The organism is Janthinobacterium psychrotolerans, assembly GCF_001677885.1.
In the GTDB taxonomy this organism is placed as follows: domain Bacteria; phylum Pseudomonadota; class Gammaproteobacteria; order Burkholderiales; family Burkholderiaceae_D; genus Janthinobacterium; species Janthinobacterium psychrotolerans.
In genome coordinates, this window is record NZ_LOCQ01000053.1 from 186321 (window position 1) to 203322 (window position 17002).

Below are 17002 nucleotides of genomic sequence, written 5' to 3' on the forward strand. Positions count from 1 at the left end.
TTTGCAGTGGTGATGTCGACTGGTAGGTCGGATTCGCGAGGCCGCAGGCCACGCGTAATCCGGCAACATGGTTGGCTTAGCTGGCCAGCGCCAGCAAATCCACCACTTCCAGCCCCGCCAGGTCTTGCGTCGTATTGCCCGCAAACGCGGCGCGGCTAGGCTGGCCGTCCTTCAGCCAGGTACGGGTGACGGCCTTGATCTGCTCCAGCGTGCAGGTCAAGACGCCCGTGCGGAACTGCTGGCGCACCGCTTCGGTGGTGCCGCGCTGCTGCATGTTCCAGGCCGTCAGCGCTTCGGCATACGGCGAGTGCGGCTTGTCCAGGCCCTTGATCACGCAGATGATGGCCTCTTCCACTTGTTCCTGCGAGAACGCGCCGTCGAGGATCTGCGTCAATGTCAGGTCGAAGTCGGCGTAGGTGCCGGCCAGGCGCGGATCGCGGTAGGAACTCAATGTAAACGTGCCGGCGCCGGCCGCATAGCTGGCGCTGCCGCCATAGGCGCCGCCTTTTTCGCGCAGCGCCGTATGCAGCACCTGATTGGTCATCAGCTCGGCCGCCACGGCCAGGGCCGCCGCATCCGGGCTATGCACGCCGGGCACGGTCCAGGAGACGAAGCAATGGTTGATCTGGCTGGTCGCATGCAGCGCCGTATTGGCCAGCGGCATCGGCACCACCGGCGGGGCGTTCACGGCGCCCTCTTCCACCACTTCTTCCCTGGCGGCGGCCGTGTCGACCTTGGGCAGGTCCAGCAGGCCGGCCAGGATCACGCCGTCCTGGTCCAGGCCCGCGCACAGCACGGTCGGCGGCTGGGCGATGATGTGGGCGTGCAGGGCATCGAGCTCGCGCGCGATTTCCTGCAGGCCTTCCGAGGTCTTGCTCAGCTGCTGCAGGCGACGGTAGAACGGCAGCGCGGCCGGGCCGCCGATGATGTCGTCGAAGCGGCGCGTCGGCGACAGCGGCGCGGTCGAGGCCAGCATGGCGTAGCGGCTGCCGGACTCGGCCAGGCTACTCAATTTGTCCTGCACCAGGCTTTCGATCAGGAAGGCCAGGCGCTCTTCTTCATCGAAGCGCGGCTTGGCGATCCAGGCCGACAGCACGGCGGCGATCGCCTCGTGTTCTTCGCGCAGGCCGCTGGCCGAGAACGACAGTTCCACGCGCATCGTCTGTTGCGGGCGGGGAATCGCTTCCAGGCCGATATGGAACGACGGCACCATGCTCTGGCGCCAGGCGCTGGCGTCGTCGAACGACATCTCGCCGACACCGAGTTCGGGCGCCAGGTCGGTGTACAGGCGCAGCCACGGCCACGATGCTTCGGGCAGGTGCGACACGTCGTACAGCACGTTGGCGTAGCTGATGCCGTTCGAGGCGATCGAAAACGCCACCGCGCCATTGACGGCGTCGGGTATGGCCAGCGCCGGGCGCGGATGGGCGCTGACGTCGCCCGGGCGGATGCGCGGCAGCACTTCCGAGTTCGACGGCAATTGCTGGTGCGCGTCGAGCGCGGCGGACTCGGCAACAATGTGCGCGCGCTGCTCGTCGCTCAAGCTGGCCTGCAAGGCTGCCAGTTTGGCGTCTTCCTGCGCGGCGCGTTCCGTGAAGAAAGCGGCGTCGGGCACCACGCGGGTGGTCAAACGGGTCGGATTGGCGATCAGGTCGCGCACCAACTGCTTGAAAAACTCCGGATCGGCTATCTGCTGTTCCAGCGTTTCCAGGATGGCCGCATTGTCGAAGGCATCCATCACATCGCCGTCATACATGGCCAGTGGCAGCGCGTGCAGCAAGCGGCCGAGGCCGTAAGGCATGCGGCCGCTGCTGATTTCGCGCTGGCCGTATTTGATATCGCGCAGGGCCGCATGCAGCACGGCGGCCGGAATGCCCTCTTCGGCCGTTTCTTCCAGCGCGGCCCAGATGCGGGTGTGCGCATCGGCGATCTGCTCTTCCGTCAGGCCTTCCATGCCGATATGGAACACCATCTGGCGCGTGCCGGCGTCGCGGCCGTTCATGTCCGACGGGCGGCCGTAACCGGCCGATTCCATCGCGCGCATCACCGGCGCCGACGATTCACCGAGCAAGCCGGCCGACAGCAGGTGGGCGTGATAGAACGCCAGCGGATCGGACGATTCGCCCAGCAGCCATGCGAATTGCAGGCCGAATTCATCGTCGCGCGCTTCCTGCGACGGAATTTTCACGATATTTTCCTGTGGCGCGGTCCAGGCGGGGGCCAGTTGCGGCAGGCGGCGCGGTGAAAAACCGCTCAGTTTCGACAGCACGCGCTCGGCGACTTGCTGTTGCACGGCCGACGCTTCGATATTGCCTGAGGTCATGATCACGGCTTGCGAAGGATGGTAGTGGCTGGCGTGGAATTGTTTCAGCATCTCATGCGTCAGCTCCGGGATATCGAGCGGATCGCCGCCCGATTCGACTTCGTACGTGGTGCCCTTGAGCAAGGTACTGGCGATGCCGCTGTCGAGCGCACGCATGGGGCTGTTGAAGGCGCCCTTCATTTCATTGAAGACGATGCCCTGATACACCAGCTTGTCGCCTTCGAAGGCATGGCGCCAGCCTTCCTGGCGGAAGTTCAGGTAGTCGAGATTCGGGAAGAACGCCGCGTCCAGATAGACGTCCAGCAGATTGAAGAAATCCTTGCGGTCGGTGCTGGCGAACGGATACACGGTGCGGTCCGGGTAGGTCATCGCATTCATGAAGGTGGCCGTCGAGCGGCGCAGCATCGAGAAGAAGGGGTCGCGCACCGGGTAGCGGGCCGAGCCGCACAGGGCCAGGTGTTCCAAGATATGCGCGCGGCCGTCGCTCACTTCAGGCACGGTGGGAAAAGCCACCAGGAACACCATTTCAGCCTGCTCGGTATGCATATGGATATGGCGCATGCCCGATGCGGGCTCGACGTATTGCTCGATGGTTGCCTGCAAGACTGGAATGAAGTTGCTGCTGACTTTTTCAAATGTGCTCATGCGGTATGGGATCTCTGCTGTAGGTGACTGGGACTGACTCGGGGCTTGCATCGTATCTTGGGGCAACACGGCGAAAAGCCAGGGCTGGCCGCCGGTGTAAGGATGCTTTTTAGGTTTATTCCTATTGTACTAGGACTATTCGCAGCGCGCCGCCGGCAGTCCGGGCAGCGGGCAAGGCGGCGTCATCGGATATGCGCTTGGCGTACCATGCGCCTTTTCCCACGCTCCCCTGCCGAAGGCCGCACCTTGTCCAGACTTTCATTTCGCCAACTGCTATTTGCCGCGTTTATCCTGACGGCCGGCATCATGACAGCGACCTCCGTGCAAGCCTTGCTGACCCTGGAACGCCTGGCGCAGCTGGGCCGCGACACGGCGGCGCAGGCGATTGTCCTGACGGAGCAGTCGCAGCGCCTGGCCGAACGCACGCTGGCGATGGAGCGCAGCGCGCGCCAGTTCATGGTGCTGGACGACCCGGTGTTTCGCGAACGCTACGCCAGCGCGCGCGAAGAGGCGGCCGGCGCGCTGGCCGTGCTGAACCGCGCCACGCCCCATTTTGCGCCACAGCTGGCCGACGAATGGACGGCGCAGGCCGAGTCGGCCTGGGAAGTATTGCAAGCTGGCAAGAAGCGCAAGCGCGACGGCCACGCCGTGGTGTCGCGCGCCTTTGTGCGCATGGCGCAGATCAACGACACCGTCGCGCGCGACAGCAAGACGGAGATCGGCAGCCGCAATGACGATTTGCTGGTCGAACTGGAACGCCAGCGCCGGCTGCTGGGTCTGCTGGTGATCGGCGCTGTGGTGCTGGCGGCCGTGCTGGCCACCTGCTTTGGCTTCTTGCTGTCGCGTCCGCTGCGCCGCATCGAGCGCGCCATTGAACGCCTGGGCGACAAGCGCTACGACCAGACCATCGTTGTCGGCGGCCCGGCCGATACGCGCTTGCTGGGCCAGCAGCTGGACTGGCTGCGCCAGCGCCTGGCCAGCCTCGACGCCGACAAGGAACGCTTTTTGCGCCATATCTCGCATGAATTGAAAACCCCGCTGGCGGCCTTGCGCGAAGGCGTGGCGCTGCTGGAAGACGAGGTGGCCGGCAAACTCAGCGATGGCCAGCGCGAAATCGCCGGCATCCTGCAGCAGAACACGGCGTCCTTGCAAACCCAGATCGAAGACTTGCTGCGCTACAATACCGCCGCTTTTGACGCCCAGCACCTGGCGCACAGCAAGGTCGACCTGCTGGCGTTGCTGCACGATGTGGTGGCGGCGCAGCAATTGCAATGGCAGGCGCGCCGCCTGACCATCGACATCCGGGGCGACTCGCTGGTGCTCAAGGTCGATCGCGACAAGCTGGCCACCGTGCTGGCCAACCTGCTGTCGAACGCCGTGCGCTTCAGCCCCGAGGGCGGCAGCGTGCGCTTTGAACTGTCGGGCGACCAGGGTTGCGCCCGCATCGACTGCATCGACCAGGGCGCCGGTGTCGCGCCCGAAGATGCCGAACGCATTTTCGAGCCGTTTTACCAGGGCGTGCGCCAAGTGGCCGGCGCGCGCAACGGCAATGGCATCGGCCTGTCCATCGTGCGCGAATATATTGCCGCCCACGATGGCCGCGTCCTTCTTTTACCGCGCCCGGCCGGCGCTCACTTTCGGATAGAACTGCCTTTATGATGATCAAATTTTCCGCGCCGTTATGGGCCGCCAGCGTGTTGCTGCTGGCCGGCTGCGCCGCGCCAGCGCCGAAACAACCGCCCGTGCTGGTGCAAACGCCGCCGCGCATCGTCGTCGTCGCCGATCCCAAGCTGACCGAACTGCTGGCCTACCAGGCCAGCCTGCGCCTGATGACGCCGTCCGAACTGGTCAAGGCCCAGCTGGAACTGGCGCGCGCCGACCATGCGCCGCACAACACCATCCGCCGCGCCATGCTGCAGGCCACCCTGCGCACGCCCGGCGACCTGGCGCGTGCGCAAACCCTGCTCGATGCGATCACGCAAGCGTCCAGCGACGAAGCGAAACTGCTGGCGCCGCTGGCGCAGGTCCTGTCCGGCCAGTATGCCGACCTGCGGCGCCAGGACGAGGTGGTGGAAAAACTCAACGGCCAGCTGCGCGAGGCCCAGCGCCGCAACGACCAGCTCAATGAAAAACTCGAAGCGCTGAAAAACATCGAGCGCAGCCTGTCGGTGCGCCCCGCCGCGGGAGCGCCGAAATGAACGGCTTGACCCATCCCCATATCTTGCTGGTCGATGACGACCCCGACCTGCTGCGCCTGCTGACGATACGCCTGCAGGCTGGCAACTACCGGGTGACGGCGGTGGGCAGCGCGGAAGCGGCGCTGGCGCGCCTGGCGGTCGAACTGCCGGCGCTGGTCATTACCGATGTGCAATTGCCGGGCCGCGACGGCCTGGCTCTGTTCGACGATATCCGCCGCCAGCACGCGGCCCTGCCGGTGATATTGCTCACGGCCCACGGCACCATCCCCGACGCCGTCGACGCCACCGCGCGTGGCGCCTTTGCGTATCTGACGAAACCGTTCGACGGCAAGGCGCTGATGGAAAAAGTGGCGTATGCCGTCAACCTGTCGACCGTGATGCCGGCCGCAGCCTCAAACGACGAGAGCTGGCGCGCCGAGCTGATCAGCCGCAGCGCGCAGATGGCCGAACTGCTGGCGGAAGCCAAGCTGGTGGCCGGCTCCGACGCCAGCATATTGATACGCGGCCCCAGCGGCACCGGCAAGGAATTGCTGGCGCGCGCGCTGCACAACGCCAGCCGCCGCGCCAAGGCGCCGTTTATCGCCGTCAACTGCGGCGCGATTCCCGAGCAGCTGCTGGAATCGGAACTGTTCGGCCATGTGAAGGGTTCTTTCACGGGGGCGGTGGGCAACCGCGAAGGCCTGTTCCAGGCGGCCGACGGCGGCACCCTGTTTTTGGACGAGATCGGCGACATGCCGCTGCCGCTGCAAGTGAAATTGCTGCGCGTGCTGCAGGAGCGGGCCGTGCGCCCGGTCGGCTCCGACCAGACGCGGGCGATCGACGTGCGCCTGCTGTCGGCCACTCACCGCGACCTGGATGTGGCAATGGCAGAGGGGCAATTTCGTGAAGACCTGTATTACCGCCTGAACGTGGTGACCTTGACCCTGCCGCCGTTGGCCGAGCGCCGCGAAGATATTGCTCTGCTGGCCAACCACTTCCTGCACAAGCTGGCCGACAAATATCAGAAACCATTGAACGGTTTTGCGCCCGATGCGCTGACGGCACTGGTCAGCGCGCCCTGGCCCGGCAATGTGCGCCAGCTGGTCAATGTGGTCGAGCAAGTGTGCGCGCTGGCCACCGCCCCCCTGGTGCCCTTGAGCCTGGTACAGCGCGCGCTGCGCGTGCCGTCCCTCGAAGCGCTCAGCTATAACGAAGCCAAGCAGCGCTTCGAGCGCGACTACCTGGTTCAGTTGCTGCGCCTGACGGACGGCAACGTGGCCGACGCCGCCAGACTGGCCGACCGCAACCGCACCGAGTTCTACCGTTTGCTGCAGAAATACGAGCTCACGCCGGCCCTGTTCCGCGGCGAAAACGACCCTGTCGCCGAATAGCGACAAAAATAAACCCTTTTAAATCAATGGTTTAAGTTTGATGATTGATATGGTGCTCATAGTGTGTCGCCATCCGGCGACAAAAAGCGCGGGTTTTCGGGCCGTGCCAGCCCGAAAAAAGGAAATTGGTAGCCAAGTGGTTGATTTCAAAGAGATTATAAAAGCTGGCACGGCCTTTGCTACATGGGTAGATGTAACGCTCCAAAGTGTTGCTTTAACCAAGTAAGAAGCTTTTAACTTTATTGAGAGGAACTACCATGCAAACATCGAAACTGTTCAATACCCTGGTTGCCGCTATCGTTCTGTCGGGCGCCTCGATCACCGCTTCGCATGCCGCTGACTCCGCACCAAAAGCACAAGCTCCTGCTGACACCGTGGTTGCCGCCAACGCCGCTGCTGCCGTACCTGATGAAACCATCACCTCGTCGGCCAAGGCCGCCCTGGGTGCCGATGCTCAAGCCGCTACCCTGCCGGTGAACGTGGCAACGAAACAAGGCGTGGTCGTGCTGTCGGGCGACGTGCCGAGCGCCGAAGCAGGCGACCGCATCGTGCAGATCGTCGCTTCCGTGAGCGGCGTGAAAGAAATCAAGAACGAGCTGAAAGTCAAAGCCGCCGGCTAACGCCCTCGCGGTAACGCCTCGCGCTGTACTTTACTCCGGGTTGCCCTGTCTGCGGACAGGGCATTTTTTTGCCCGTTGAGTTTATCGTGTCAGCAGCGCCCGCCATTGTTCCTTGTACCTCGCCAATCCCTCTGACGAAAGCGGCTGCACTACCGTCGATACCATGGCCGGGACGCTGCCCCACCGATGCAACATCCACCCGCCGCAAGTGGTGCCGCTGGCATCCTGCGACACGGCCACTTCCCGGCCCGGCCGCAGGGCCGCCAGCAAGGAGGCGAAATGGGGGTTGTCGGTAAAGCTGCCCTCCACCGTGACCGGCCCCTGCGCACCCAGAACCTCCAGGCAATAGTCGCTCATCAGCGCGCAGTACAAGGTGGCCAGCGCATAGTGTTCCTGCGGTGTACGAGGTTCGCGGCCAACGATGCGCCCGGTCTGCCCGACGAATGGCCCGCCGGACTCGGCAAAACAGGGCAGCGCCACGGTGCCGTGGTGCACCAGTCTTTCGATATCGGCCACATCGCACACTTGCGGCGACGCACCCGCCAGCACGGAAAACTCGCGCCCGCCCATAAAGCGCATGCAGGCCACCGGTTGCCCCAGCGCATTCACGTTGGCCAGCATGTCGGCCGTTTCGTCGAGCCGGTCCAGTGGCGCGCCAAACGCGGCCGCAATCGCCCAGGTGCCGGTCGACAGGACCGTGCGCGGCTGCTCGTGTGCGTCCGCCTCCAGGTAGCGCAGCAGCGAGGCATTGCTGTCATGGATGCCGCACAGCACCTGGCAATCGCGCAGCGCGGGGTTGCCGCGCACTGGCCCCAGCGCCGTCCAGGCCGATTGCAGCGGCGGAAACAGCTGCGTCCATTCCATGTGATGCACCAGCGAAGAAAACGTTCCCTGCTGCGGCTGCCACAAATCAGTATGGCAACCGAGCGAGGTCACTTCGCTGGCCGCCACGCCGCACAAGCGCCAGGCCCAGTATTGCGGGTAGGTCAAGATATGGCGCGCGCGGGCAAATTGTTGCGGATAGGTTTTGGCCAGCCAGTACAGCTGCAAGCCCAGGTTCAGCCCGCAGGGCAGTTGTGGCGACAGGCTGTCGGCAAAGGCGGGCCGCAGCTTCTCGTACTCGGCCGCCAGCGCCTGCGGCAACGTCGATTCATAGTCGAGGATGGGCAGCACCAGCCCGTCGTCGTCGACCAGCGCCGCCGTGGCGCCGTGCGTGACGGGCACGATGGCGCTGATGCGGGCCAGGCCGGCAAAGCTCGCCAGCGTGCCCTGCAGCCAGTCCCACAGGCGTTCCGTATCGTGGTGCGGATACAGTCCGGTGGCAACGATGCTGTTCGGGCAGCGCTGTTCGGCCAGAATGGCGCCGGCGGTATCGAGCAAGGTCAGCTTGGCATTGGTCTTGCCGATATCGAGTACAACGGTGGCGTCGATAATCTGGCCCTCCTTATGCAAGATGAAATACGGGCGCCAGCGGCACCACGACGGGCGAGGCATCGGCCTGCGTGTCCATCAGGTCGGCCATATGGTCCCACCAGCGGCGCATCACCGGATGCTGCGGCAGCGCGTCCATCGCGTGGCCGTCGGTGCGGCGCAGCACGGCAAACAGCGCACCTGTGCCTGCATCGAGAAAGATGCTGTAGTCGCGCACGCCGGATTCATGCAGCAAGGCCGCCAGCTCGGGCCAGATGGCATCGTGGCGGCGTTGATATTCGGCGGCATGGCCGGCTTTGAGCTGCATCCTGAAAGCGATTTGTTCCATATTATTTTTTGGTTTGTTTGCGGTTCAACAGGCGCGGCACGGCAATCGTAATCAGCAGCAGGATGCCGACCACGATGGTCATGATGACGCCAGGAATATTGAGCAGCGCCAGGCCATAGGTGACCATGCCCAGCAGCAATACGGCCAGCAGCACGCCGCCGATGCTGCCCTTGCCGCCGGCAATGCTCACGCCACCGAGGATCACCATGGTGATCACTTCCAGTTCCCAGCCCATGGCGATATTGGGCCGCGTGCTGCCGATGCGTCCCGTCAGCAACCAGGCCGCCAGGCCCGCCATCGTGCCGGTGGCAACAAACAGCGCAAAGCGGTAGCGGTCGACCGCCACGCCCGAGAAGCGCGCCGCCATCGGATTGCTGCCGATGGCAAAGATGCGCCGGCCCCAGCTGGTCGCATGCAGCAGCACCGCAAACAGCACGGCGAATACCAGCAGGATCACGAACGGGCGCGGAATGATGTCGAAGAAATAGCCCTGGCCCCAGTCGATCAGCAGTTGCGGGTAACCGGTGTAGGCCTGGTCGCCGAGGATCACGCTGGCCAGGCCGCGAAACAGCGCCACCGTGCCGATCGTCACGACGATGGACGGCAAGGCAAAGCGCGTCACCAGCACGCCGTTCAGGCTGCCGCAAACGGCGCCCATGGCCAGCGCGACGAACAGCAGGCCTGCCGGCGGCACGCCATGGTGGTGGGCGAAACCCATGGCCACCGATGACAGCGCCAGGGTGCCCGAGACGGAAATATCGATTTCGCGACAGATGATCAGCAAGGCCATCGGCAGCGCGATCAGCGCCTTTTCGCTGAAATTGAAGGTGCTGTCGGCCAGGTTGTACACATCGAAAAAATGCGGCAAAAAGATGCTGTTGCCGACAAACACGGCCACCAGCAGCAGCGCCAGCAGCGCTTCCCAGTGCGCCAGGTAATGCGACAGCCGCTGCGCCTTGCGGTCGAGGATGGTGTAGCGCGAACCAGGCGCGGCGCTCTGGTGCGGGGAAGTCGAGATCGCGTTCAAGCGGCGCTCCTTGATGAGGGTTGTAGCATGGCCAGCGGCAGGATCTGGCGGCCGGCCTTTTTATTGCCGCGAGCATTGATCAGCACGGCCGTCAGGATCACGATGCCCGTCAGCGCGCTTTGCCAGAACGGCGAGACCTTGATGATGGGCAGGGCGTTATTGATGACGGACAGGAACAGCGCACCGAGCACGGCGCCGGCCACGGTGCCGGCGCCGCCAGCGATGCTGATGCCGCCGATCACGCAGGCGGCGATCACGGTAAATTCAAAGCCGTAGGCAATTTCAGAATACGCGACCGCATAGCGCGCCACCCACAGGTAGCCGCACAGGCCGGCCATCATGCCCGACAGGCCGTAGGTCCAGAACAGCCGGCGCGCGGTCGAAATGCCGACATAGCGCGCCGCCAGCGGCTGGTTGCCGATCGCATACAGGTCGCGCCCGAAGCGGGTATAGCGCGCCAGCAGCCAGGTGGCGATGATGGCGGTGGCCGCGATCCACACCAGGTGCGTGACGCCAAACAAATGACTCAATGGAAAGGCGATAAAGTCGGCCGGCATCTGGTGCGACGAGACCCAGGCGCCGCCGGACAAGACGAACACCAGGCCGCGATACACGCTCATGGTGCCCAGGGTCACCACGATGGGCGGCAGGTCCAGGTAGCCGATCAGATAGCCGTTCACCAGGCCCAGCAGCAGGCCGATGGCCACCGCCACCAGCATCACCACCAGCAGCGGCAGCTCCGGATATTTAACGGCCAGCAAGGCCGCCATCATGCCCGACAAGGCCAGGTTCGAGGCCACCGACAGATCGATGCCGCGCGTGATGATGACGAACATCTGCGCCAGCGCCAGCATGATCAGCAAGGTGCTGTCGGTGAGCAGGTTGCCCAGGCTGCCGGCGGTCAAAAAGACCGGGGCGCGCACGCCCACGGCAACGGCCAGCAGCACGATCAGCAGCGCCAGCTGGACTTCGCGTTGTTTCAGGTAGTGCATATGAGTTCCTCGTTCGAGTGCGCGCTGCCGGAAGCGGCGGCGACCACGTTTTCCGGCGTCGCCTGGGCGCGCGAAAAAACGCAATTGATATGGCCCTGGTGCATCACCACCACGCGGTCGGCCATGCCCAGCACTTCCGGCAATTCCGACGACACCAAAATCACCGACAGGCCCTGCGTCACCAGTTCGCTGATAAAGCGGTGCACGGCCGCTTTCGAGCCGATATCGATGCCCTTGGTCGGCTCATCGAGAATGATGACCTTGGGTTTGGTGGCCAGCCATTTGGCCAGCACCACTTTTTGCTGGTTGCCGCCCGACAGTTCCGACACCATCTGCGTAAAGTGGTGCGCTTTCAGCTCCAGCTGCTCGCTGAACTGGCGCGCAATCGCGGTCTCACGCGAACGCTTGCTGCGCAGGAAAAAACCGATGCTGTCCAGAATTGGCAAGGTAATGTTCTGCACGATGGACAGCGACAGATGCGCGCCCTGGTGCTGGCGGTCTTCCGGCACATAGGCGATGCCGTGTTGGATGGCGTCGCTGGCGCTGCGGATGGTCACTTCCTGGCCGGCAATTTTGACCGTGCCCGTCACGCCTGGCGTCAGGCCAAACAGCGCCTGCATCACCTCGGAACGGCCGGCGCCCACCAGGCCGTAGAAGCCGACGATCTCGCCTTGCTGCACCGAAAAATGAATATCGCGAAACTCGGTCGGATGACAGAACTGCGACACTTCCAGCAATGTCGCTCCCAGTGGCACCTCGACCTTGGGAAACACCTGGTGGATGGCGCGGCCCACCATCAGCGACACCAACTGTGGTTCGCTGATCTCGGCCAGCAAACCGGCGGCCACGAAATGGCCATCGCGCAGCACCGTGTAGCTGTCGGCGACGGCAAAGATCTCGTCGAATTTGTGCGAGATGAAAATGACGGCCGTGCCAGCCGCGCGCAGCTGGCCGATGATGCGGTACAGCTCGTGGATTTCGCGCTGCGACAGCGAGGCCGTTGGCTCGTCCATGATCACCACGCGCGCGTCCTGCGACAGCGCGCGGGCGATCTCCACGAAGTGGCGCTGCGCCACGCTCAGGTCCTTGACCTTGGCCAGCACCGGCAGCTGCACTTCCAGCCGTGCGAAGATCGCCTCGGCCTGGCTGGCCATCAGCGCCCAGTCGATGCGCGCCGGATAGCCGGTCTGCGGCTGGCGGCCAATATAAATGTTTTCGGCCACCGTCAGTTCGTCGAACATCACGGTTTCCTGGTGCACGGCGGTCATGCCGGCATCCATCGCGTCTTGCGGGCTGGCAAACAGCACGCGCTGGCCGTTCACTTCGATATGGCCGGCGTCCGGTTGATAGATGCCCGTCAGGGTCTTGACCAGGGTCGACTTGCCGGCGCCGTTTTCGCCGATCAGCGCCATCACTTCACCGGCGCGTACCGTCAGCGCCACGTCTTTCAGCGCGGTGACGCCATGGAAGTGTTTGCAGATGCCGTGCAGGCGCAATACCGGCGCCGCGTTCTGCGCAATAGGGGGATTCTGTGACATAGCCATTCACAAGTTAAGGATTTCGTAGGTCGGGTTAGCGCGCAAGCGCGTAACCCGACAACATTGTTGGCTTTACCGGTGTTGTCGGATTACGGCGTTTCGCGCCTAATCCGACCTACTTAAAAGATCTTCGAGAATTTCTCGACGTTATCCTTGTCATAGGTGAACGGTGGCGCCAGCGCCGCTTCGCCCACGGCGTCGACCGTCAGCTTGCCCATGCGGCCGACCGCAATCGATTCGCCGGCCTTGCCGGTCGCCTTGCCGGTCACGAATTGATGCGCGGCATAGGTGGCGGCGTAGCCGAGGTCGATCGGATTCCAGATCGCGAAGCTTTTCACGGCGCCGCTCTTCACGTGGCCGGCCATTTCCGATGGCAGGCCCAGGCCCGTCACATACACTTTGCCGACCAGTTTTTCATCGACCACGGCCTTGCCGGCTGCATTGATGCCGACCGTGGTTGGCGCGATGATGGCTTTCAGGTTCGGGTTGCTGCGCAGCAAACCAATCGCTTCGCGGTAGCTTTTGTCGGACTGGTCGTCGCCATACACGGTCGACACCAGTTTGATTTTCGAATACGCGGGCTGGGCCAGCGTTTTCTTCATTTCGGCTATCCAGATATTCTGGTTGGTCGCCTGCGCGGTGGCCGACAGGATGGCGATCTCGCCGGCGCCGCCGATGGCGTCGGACGCCATCTCGATCTGCTTCTGGCCGATCAGAGCCGGGCTCGACGGGTTCAGTTGCAGCAGGCGGCCGTCCCTGGCGATGCCGCTGTCGAAGGAGATGACCTTGATGCCGCGCTGCATGGCTTTCTTGGTGATCGGCACCAGCGCATTGGCGTCGTTGGCGGAAATGACGATGGCCTTGACCTTCTGGCTGATCAGGGAACTGATGATTTCGATCTGGCCTTCGGCGGTGGCCGTGGTCGGGCCCGTGTAGATGATTTCCACGTCGCCCAGCTGCTTGGCCGCCTCGTTCGCGCCTTCGTGGGCGGCGTCGAAAAAGCCGTTGCCCAGGTTTTTCACGACCATCGCGATCTTCATTTTTTCCGCCGCCTGCGCGCCGGTGGCCAGGCAAGCCATCATGCAGGTGCTCAGAAGCGCCACCATCATTTTGTTCATCTTCATGCCACGTCTCCTTTTATTATTGATGTGGCGGTAGGCACCATGCCCCCTGCCATCTTCTTGTTAGATTCTTTAGTGGGCCTGCCAGTCGCGCTCGGCCTGCAGCTGTGGTTCCGGCGCCTGCTCGGGCGCCACCGCCAGCACCTTGACGCCTGCCTGTTCCAGCATCTGCACCGCCGCATCCGACGCGCCCGTATCGGTAATCACGCAGGACACGCGGTTCAGGCCGCACAGGATCAGCCCCGCCTTGCGCGCGAACTTGCTGCTGTCGGCCAGCACGATCAGTTCCTCCGCCTGGCTGATCAGCCGCTTTTCGGCCTGGATCAGCATCGGGTCCGCTTCCATCAGGCCCAGCATCGACAGGCCGTATACGCCCATGAACATTTTGCCGGCGTAATGGTGCTGGCTGATGTCGTTGTCGAACGGACTGAGTATCACGTTCTGCTCGCGATAGACTTTGCCGCCGGGCAGGATAATTTCATTCTCGCTGGTCATCAGGAGGCGCTCGGCCATCATGAAGGAGTTGGTGAGGATTTTCAGGCGCTTGTCGACCAAAAATTCCACCATGCGGTAGGTGGTGGTGCCGCCATTGATGATGATGGTGTCGCCGTCCGCGCACAGGCCGCAGGCATGGCGGGCAATCGCGCGTTTTTGCGCGGCGCAGCGGTCGATATTGTTCTGGAATGTCTCGCCCGACAGCGCAAAGGTACGCTGCTTTTTTTGCGGCAGGCTTTCCGCACCGCCACGGGTGCGCACCAGCAGATTGCGCTCGGCCAGCCAGGCGATATCGCGCCGCACGGTGGCCGGCGACGAATTGAGCCAGCCGACCAACTGGTCGACGCTCGCCGTGCTGTGCTCGGCGAGTAACTTCAACAGCCCCTTGCGGCGTTTGTGATTGATCACGTTGTCTCCTCTTGAGTCATCTCCTTGGCGGCGGCTGCGCGGTGCGCGCCGGGCCAGGGACGACTTCTTTATCGGTGAGCCAGCCTAAGCAGTTGAGCGGTGTGTGTCAACAATCAATCAATCAACATCGTGATTATTTGCCCATTGCGCAAATGCTTGATTGGCGCTTCGATCAACATGATGATTATTTGCGTTTCTCTCACCGTTTTGATTGCTTGTTGATTGACACGATCAGGCCGCTGATTTCTACTGAGCGCTGCTGCCGCCAACTGCTCCGCACACAGATGCGGTCATGGCACTGGGCACACATAACCAATAATGGAGACACTGTATGACCGCCACGATGGACACCAAATCGCCCGCGCCCATGACTTCGCTGTGGGATGACGCGCACGCCGCAACCTTGAGCGAACCGGAACTGCTGCTGTACCGCTCCAACCTGCTCGGCTCCGACATGCGCATCACCAACTTTGGTGGCGGCAACACCTCGGCCAAGATCACCATGACCGATCCGCTGACGGGCGAGCAGGCCGAAGTACTGTGGGTCAAAGGCTCCGGCGGCGACCTGGGCAGCATCAAGCTCGACGGTTTTTCCACGCTCTACATGGACAAGCTGAACGCCTTGAAAGGCCGCTACCGTGGCCTGGCGCTGGAAGACGAAATGGTGGCCTACCTGCCGCATTGCACCTTCAACCTGAACCCGCGCGCGGCCAGTATCGACACGCCTTTGCACGCATATATCGCGCGCAAGCATGTCGACCATATGCACCCGGACGCGGTGATCGCGATTGCCGCCTGCGCCAACAGCAAGGCCCTGACGCAAAAGATTTTCGAAGGCGAACTGGGCTGGCTGCCATGGCAGCGCCCCGGCTATGACCTGGGCCTGAAACTGGAAGCGCTGTCGCAGTCGCAGCCCAGGCTGAAGGGCATCATTCTCGAAGGCCACGGCCTGTTTACCTGGGGCGATACGGCCAAGTCCTGCTATGAAGTCACGCTGGCCATCATCAAGCGCGCCGAAGACTGGCTGGCCGCGAATACCAAACAACCGGCGTTTGGCGGCGCCAAAGTTTCCCCGCTGCCGTCGGAAGAACGCGCCGCGCTGGCGCAGCGCCTGATGCCTCTGCTGCGCGGCAAGATCAGCCAGGACGAATACAAGCTGGGCCACTTCGACGACAGCGCCAATGTGCTCGATTTTGTTTGCAGCAATGATTTGCTGCCGCTGGCCGCGCTCGGCACGTCCTGCCCCGACCATTTCCTGCGCACCAAGATCCGTCCGTTCGTGATCGACTTCGATCCGGCCAACCCGGACTTCGACAAGCTCGTCGCCGGCCTCGACGATGCGCTGGCCGCCTACCGCGCGGACTATATCGCCTACTACACGCGCTGCAAGCACGACAACAGCCCGGCCGTGCGCGACGCCAACCCGATCATTTACCTGATCCCGGGCGTGGGCATGCTGTCGTTCGCCAAGGACAAGGCAACGGCGCGCATCGCCGGCGAGTTCTATGTCAATGCGATCAACGTGATGCGCGGCGCCAATGGCGTCGACACCTATGTCGGCCTGCCGGAGCAGGAAGCGTTCGATATCGAGTACTGGCTGCTGGAAGAAGCCAAGCTGCAGCGCATGCCCAAACCAAAAAGCCTGGCCGGCCGCATCGCCCTGGTGACGGGCGGCGCCGGCGGCATCGGCCAGGCCGTGGCGCGCCAGCTGCTGCAGGAAGGCGCGTGCGTGATGCTGACCGATATCGATGGCGGCGCCCTGGAAGAAGCCGAGCAGGCCCTGCTGAAGGTGGCGGGGCGTGACAGTATCGCCACGGTGCGCGCCAATATCACGGCCGAACATGAAGTCGAAGCCATTTTGAACGCGGCCGCGCTGCGCTTTGGCGGCGTGGATCTGCTGGTCTCCAACGCAGGCATCGCCTCGTCGGCGCCGGTGGAAGACACGACCCTGGCAATGTGGGAACGCAACCAGTCGATCCTGGTCACCGGCTACTTCCTGGTCAGCCGCGCGGCGTTTCGCATCATGAAGCAGCAGCAGCTGGGCGGCAGCATGGTGTATGTGGCCAGCAAGAATGGCCTGGTGGCCTCCGGCGGCGCTTCGGCCTATTGCACCGCCAAGGCGGCCGAAATCCACCTGGCGCGCTGCCTGGCGCTCGAAGGCGCGCCGCACGGCATCCGTGTCAATGTGGTCAACCCCGACGCCGTGATCCGCGGTTCGCGCATCTGGGACGGCAAATGGAAGGAAGAGCGCGCCGCCTCGAACAAGATCGATTCGGACGATATCGAGGAATTCTACCGCCAGCGCAGCATGCTCAAACGCAGCGTGCTGCCGGAAGACATCGCCGAAGCCGTGTATTTCCTGTCCAGCGAAAAAGCCGCCAAGAGCACCGGCAATATCATCAATGTCGATGCCGGCAATGCGGCCGCTTTTACACGATAATCCGCGATAATCCAGTCCTATAAAAAAGCAGCCGGCCAACGCGCCGCGCTGCGCACAAGGAGACAA

Annotated in this window: 13 protein-coding genes; 5 read left to right on the top strand and 8 right to left on the bottom strand. The window is 63.3% G+C overall.

What is annotated here, in order from left to right:
- Window positions 1-76: 76 nt before the first annotated feature.
- Window positions 77-2968: an insulinase family protein gene (locus ASR47_RS11545; RefSeq protein WP_065307922.1), complete on the bottom strand. Its 2892-nt coding sequence runs from the start codon at window positions 2966-2968 to the stop codon at window positions 77-79.
- A gap of 306 nt (window positions 2969-3274) precedes the next feature.
- On the opposite strand from ASR47_RS11545, the gene ASR47_RS11550 reads away from it, so the two are divergent.
- From ASR47_RS11550 to ASR47_RS11565, 4 genes are all read left to right on the top strand, one after another.
- Window positions 3275-4627 (top strand): ATP-binding protein, encoded by a 1353-nt coding sequence (locus ASR47_RS11550; RefSeq protein WP_245714331.1) that lies wholly within the window; start codon window positions 3275-3277, stop codon window positions 4625-4627.
- Window positions 4624-5166, top strand: coding sequence for a hypothetical protein (locus ASR47_RS11555; protein WP_065307924.1), 543 nt, complete (start codon window positions 4624-4626; stop codon window positions 5164-5166). Before ASR47_RS11550 ends, ASR47_RS11555 begins: the two co-directional genes overlap by 4 nt.
- Window positions 5163-6536, top strand: coding sequence for a sigma 54-interacting transcriptional regulator (locus ASR47_RS11560; protein ID WP_065307925.1), 1374 nt, complete (start codon window positions 5163-5165; stop codon window positions 6534-6536). The genes ASR47_RS11555 and ASR47_RS11560 overlap by 4 nt, the downstream gene beginning before the upstream one ends.
- Window positions 6537-6793: 257 nt before the next feature.
- Window positions 6794-7156 carry a BON domain-containing protein gene (locus tag ASR47_RS11565; protein WP_065307926.1) on the top strand — a complete coding sequence of 121 codons (363 nt, stop codon included), beginning with the start codon at window positions 6794-6796 and terminating at the stop codon, window positions 7154-7156.
- An 81-nt stretch (window positions 7157-7237) separates the two neighbouring features.
- On the opposite strand, the gene ASR47_RS11570 is transcribed toward ASR47_RS11565, so the two are convergent.
- The 7 genes from ASR47_RS11570 to ASR47_RS11600 all read right to left on the bottom strand — a co-directional run bounded on the left by ASR47_RS11570 (window position 7238) and on the right by ASR47_RS11600 (window position 14496).
- Entirely contained in the window at window positions 7238-8608 is a 1371-nt protein-coding gene (locus ASR47_RS11570; protein ID WP_245714332.1) for an FGGY-family carbohydrate kinase, read from the bottom strand.
- A complete protein-coding gene (gene rhaM / locus ASR47_RS11575) occupies window positions 8601-8915 on the bottom strand; it encodes an L-rhamnose mutarotase (RefSeq protein WP_065307927.1) in 315 nt (104 codons plus the stop codon). The genes ASR47_RS11570 and rhaM overlap by 8 nt, the downstream gene beginning before the upstream one ends.
- A 1-nt stretch (window position 8916) precedes the next feature.
- Entirely contained in the window at window positions 8917-9942 is a 1026-nt protein-coding gene (locus ASR47_RS11580) for an ABC transporter permease (RefSeq protein ID WP_150127763.1), read from the bottom strand.
- Complete coding sequence (locus tag ASR47_RS11585) at window positions 9939-10934, bottom strand: ABC transporter permease (RefSeq protein WP_065307928.1); 996 nt, start codon at window positions 10932-10934, stop codon at window positions 9939-9941. The genes ASR47_RS11580 and ASR47_RS11585 overlap by 4 nt, the downstream gene beginning before the upstream one ends.
- Window positions 10922-12472, bottom strand: coding sequence for a sugar ABC transporter ATP-binding protein (locus ASR47_RS11590; protein ID WP_245714333.1), 1551 nt, complete (start codon window positions 12470-12472; stop codon window positions 10922-10924). Before ASR47_RS11590 ends, ASR47_RS11585 begins: the two co-directional genes overlap by 13 nt.
- 119 nt (window positions 12473-12591) lie before the next feature.
- Window positions 12592-13578: a rhamnose ABC transporter substrate-binding protein gene (gene rhaS, locus ASR47_RS11595; protein WP_425402731.1), complete on the bottom strand. Its 987-nt coding sequence runs from the start codon at window positions 13576-13578 to the stop codon at window positions 12592-12594.
- Window positions 13579-13665: 87 nt separating this feature from the next.
- The gene (locus ASR47_RS11600) at window positions 13666-14496 is read right to left on the bottom strand and encodes a DeoR/GlpR family DNA-binding transcription regulator (RefSeq protein WP_065307930.1); all 831 of its coding nucleotides are present in this window, start codon (window positions 14494-14496) and stop codon (window positions 13666-13668) included.
- A gap of 331 nt (window positions 14497-14827) precedes the next feature.
- Between ASR47_RS11600 and ASR47_RS11605 the strand changes: the two genes are divergently transcribed.
- Window positions 14828-16936: a bifunctional rhamnulose-1-phosphate aldolase/short-chain dehydrogenase gene (locus tag ASR47_RS11605; RefSeq protein ID WP_082988875.1), complete on the top strand. Its 2109-nt coding sequence runs from the start codon at window positions 14828-14830 to the stop codon at window positions 16934-16936.
- The last annotated feature ends 66 nt before the right edge of the window (window positions 16937-17002 follow it).

Bases quoted from the DNA above. Each gene is read 5' to 3' on its own strand.
- ASR47_RS11545 (WP_065307922.1), bottom strand. From the start codon at position 2,968: ATGAGCACATTTGAAAAAGTCAGCAGCAACTTCATTCCAGTCTTGCAG.
- ASR47_RS11550 (WP_245714331.1), top strand. From the start codon at position 3,275: ATGACAGCGACCTCCGTGCAAGCCTTGCTGACCCTGGAACGCCTGGCG.
- ASR47_RS11555 (WP_065307924.1), top strand. From the start codon at position 4,624: ATGATGATCAAATTTTCCGCGCCGTTATGGGCCGCCAGCGTGTTGCTG.
- ASR47_RS11560 (WP_065307925.1), top strand. From the start codon at position 5,163: ATGAACGGCTTGACCCATCCCCATATCTTGCTGGTCGATGACGACCCC.
- ASR47_RS11565 (WP_065307926.1), top strand. From the start codon at position 6,794: ATGCAAACATCGAAACTGTTCAATACCCTGGTTGCCGCTATCGTTCTG.
- rhaM (WP_065307927.1), bottom strand. From the start codon at position 8,915: ATGGAACAAATCGCTTTCAGGATGCAGCTCAAAGCCGGCCATGCCGCC.
- ASR47_RS11585 (WP_065307928.1), bottom strand. From the start codon at position 10,934: ATGCACTACCTGAAACAACGCGAAGTCCAGCTGGCGCTGCTGATCGTG.
- ASR47_RS11590 (WP_245714333.1), bottom strand. From the start codon at position 12,472: ATGTCACAGAATCCCCCTATTGCGCAGAACGCGGCGCCGGTATTGCGC.
- rhaS (WP_425402731.1), bottom strand. From the start codon at position 13,578: ATGGTGGCGCTTCTGAGCACCTGCATGATGGCTTGCCTGGCCACCGGC.
- ASR47_RS11605 (WP_082988875.1), top strand. From the start codon at position 14,828: ATGACCGCCACGATGGACACCAAATCGCCCGCGCCCATGACTTCGCTG.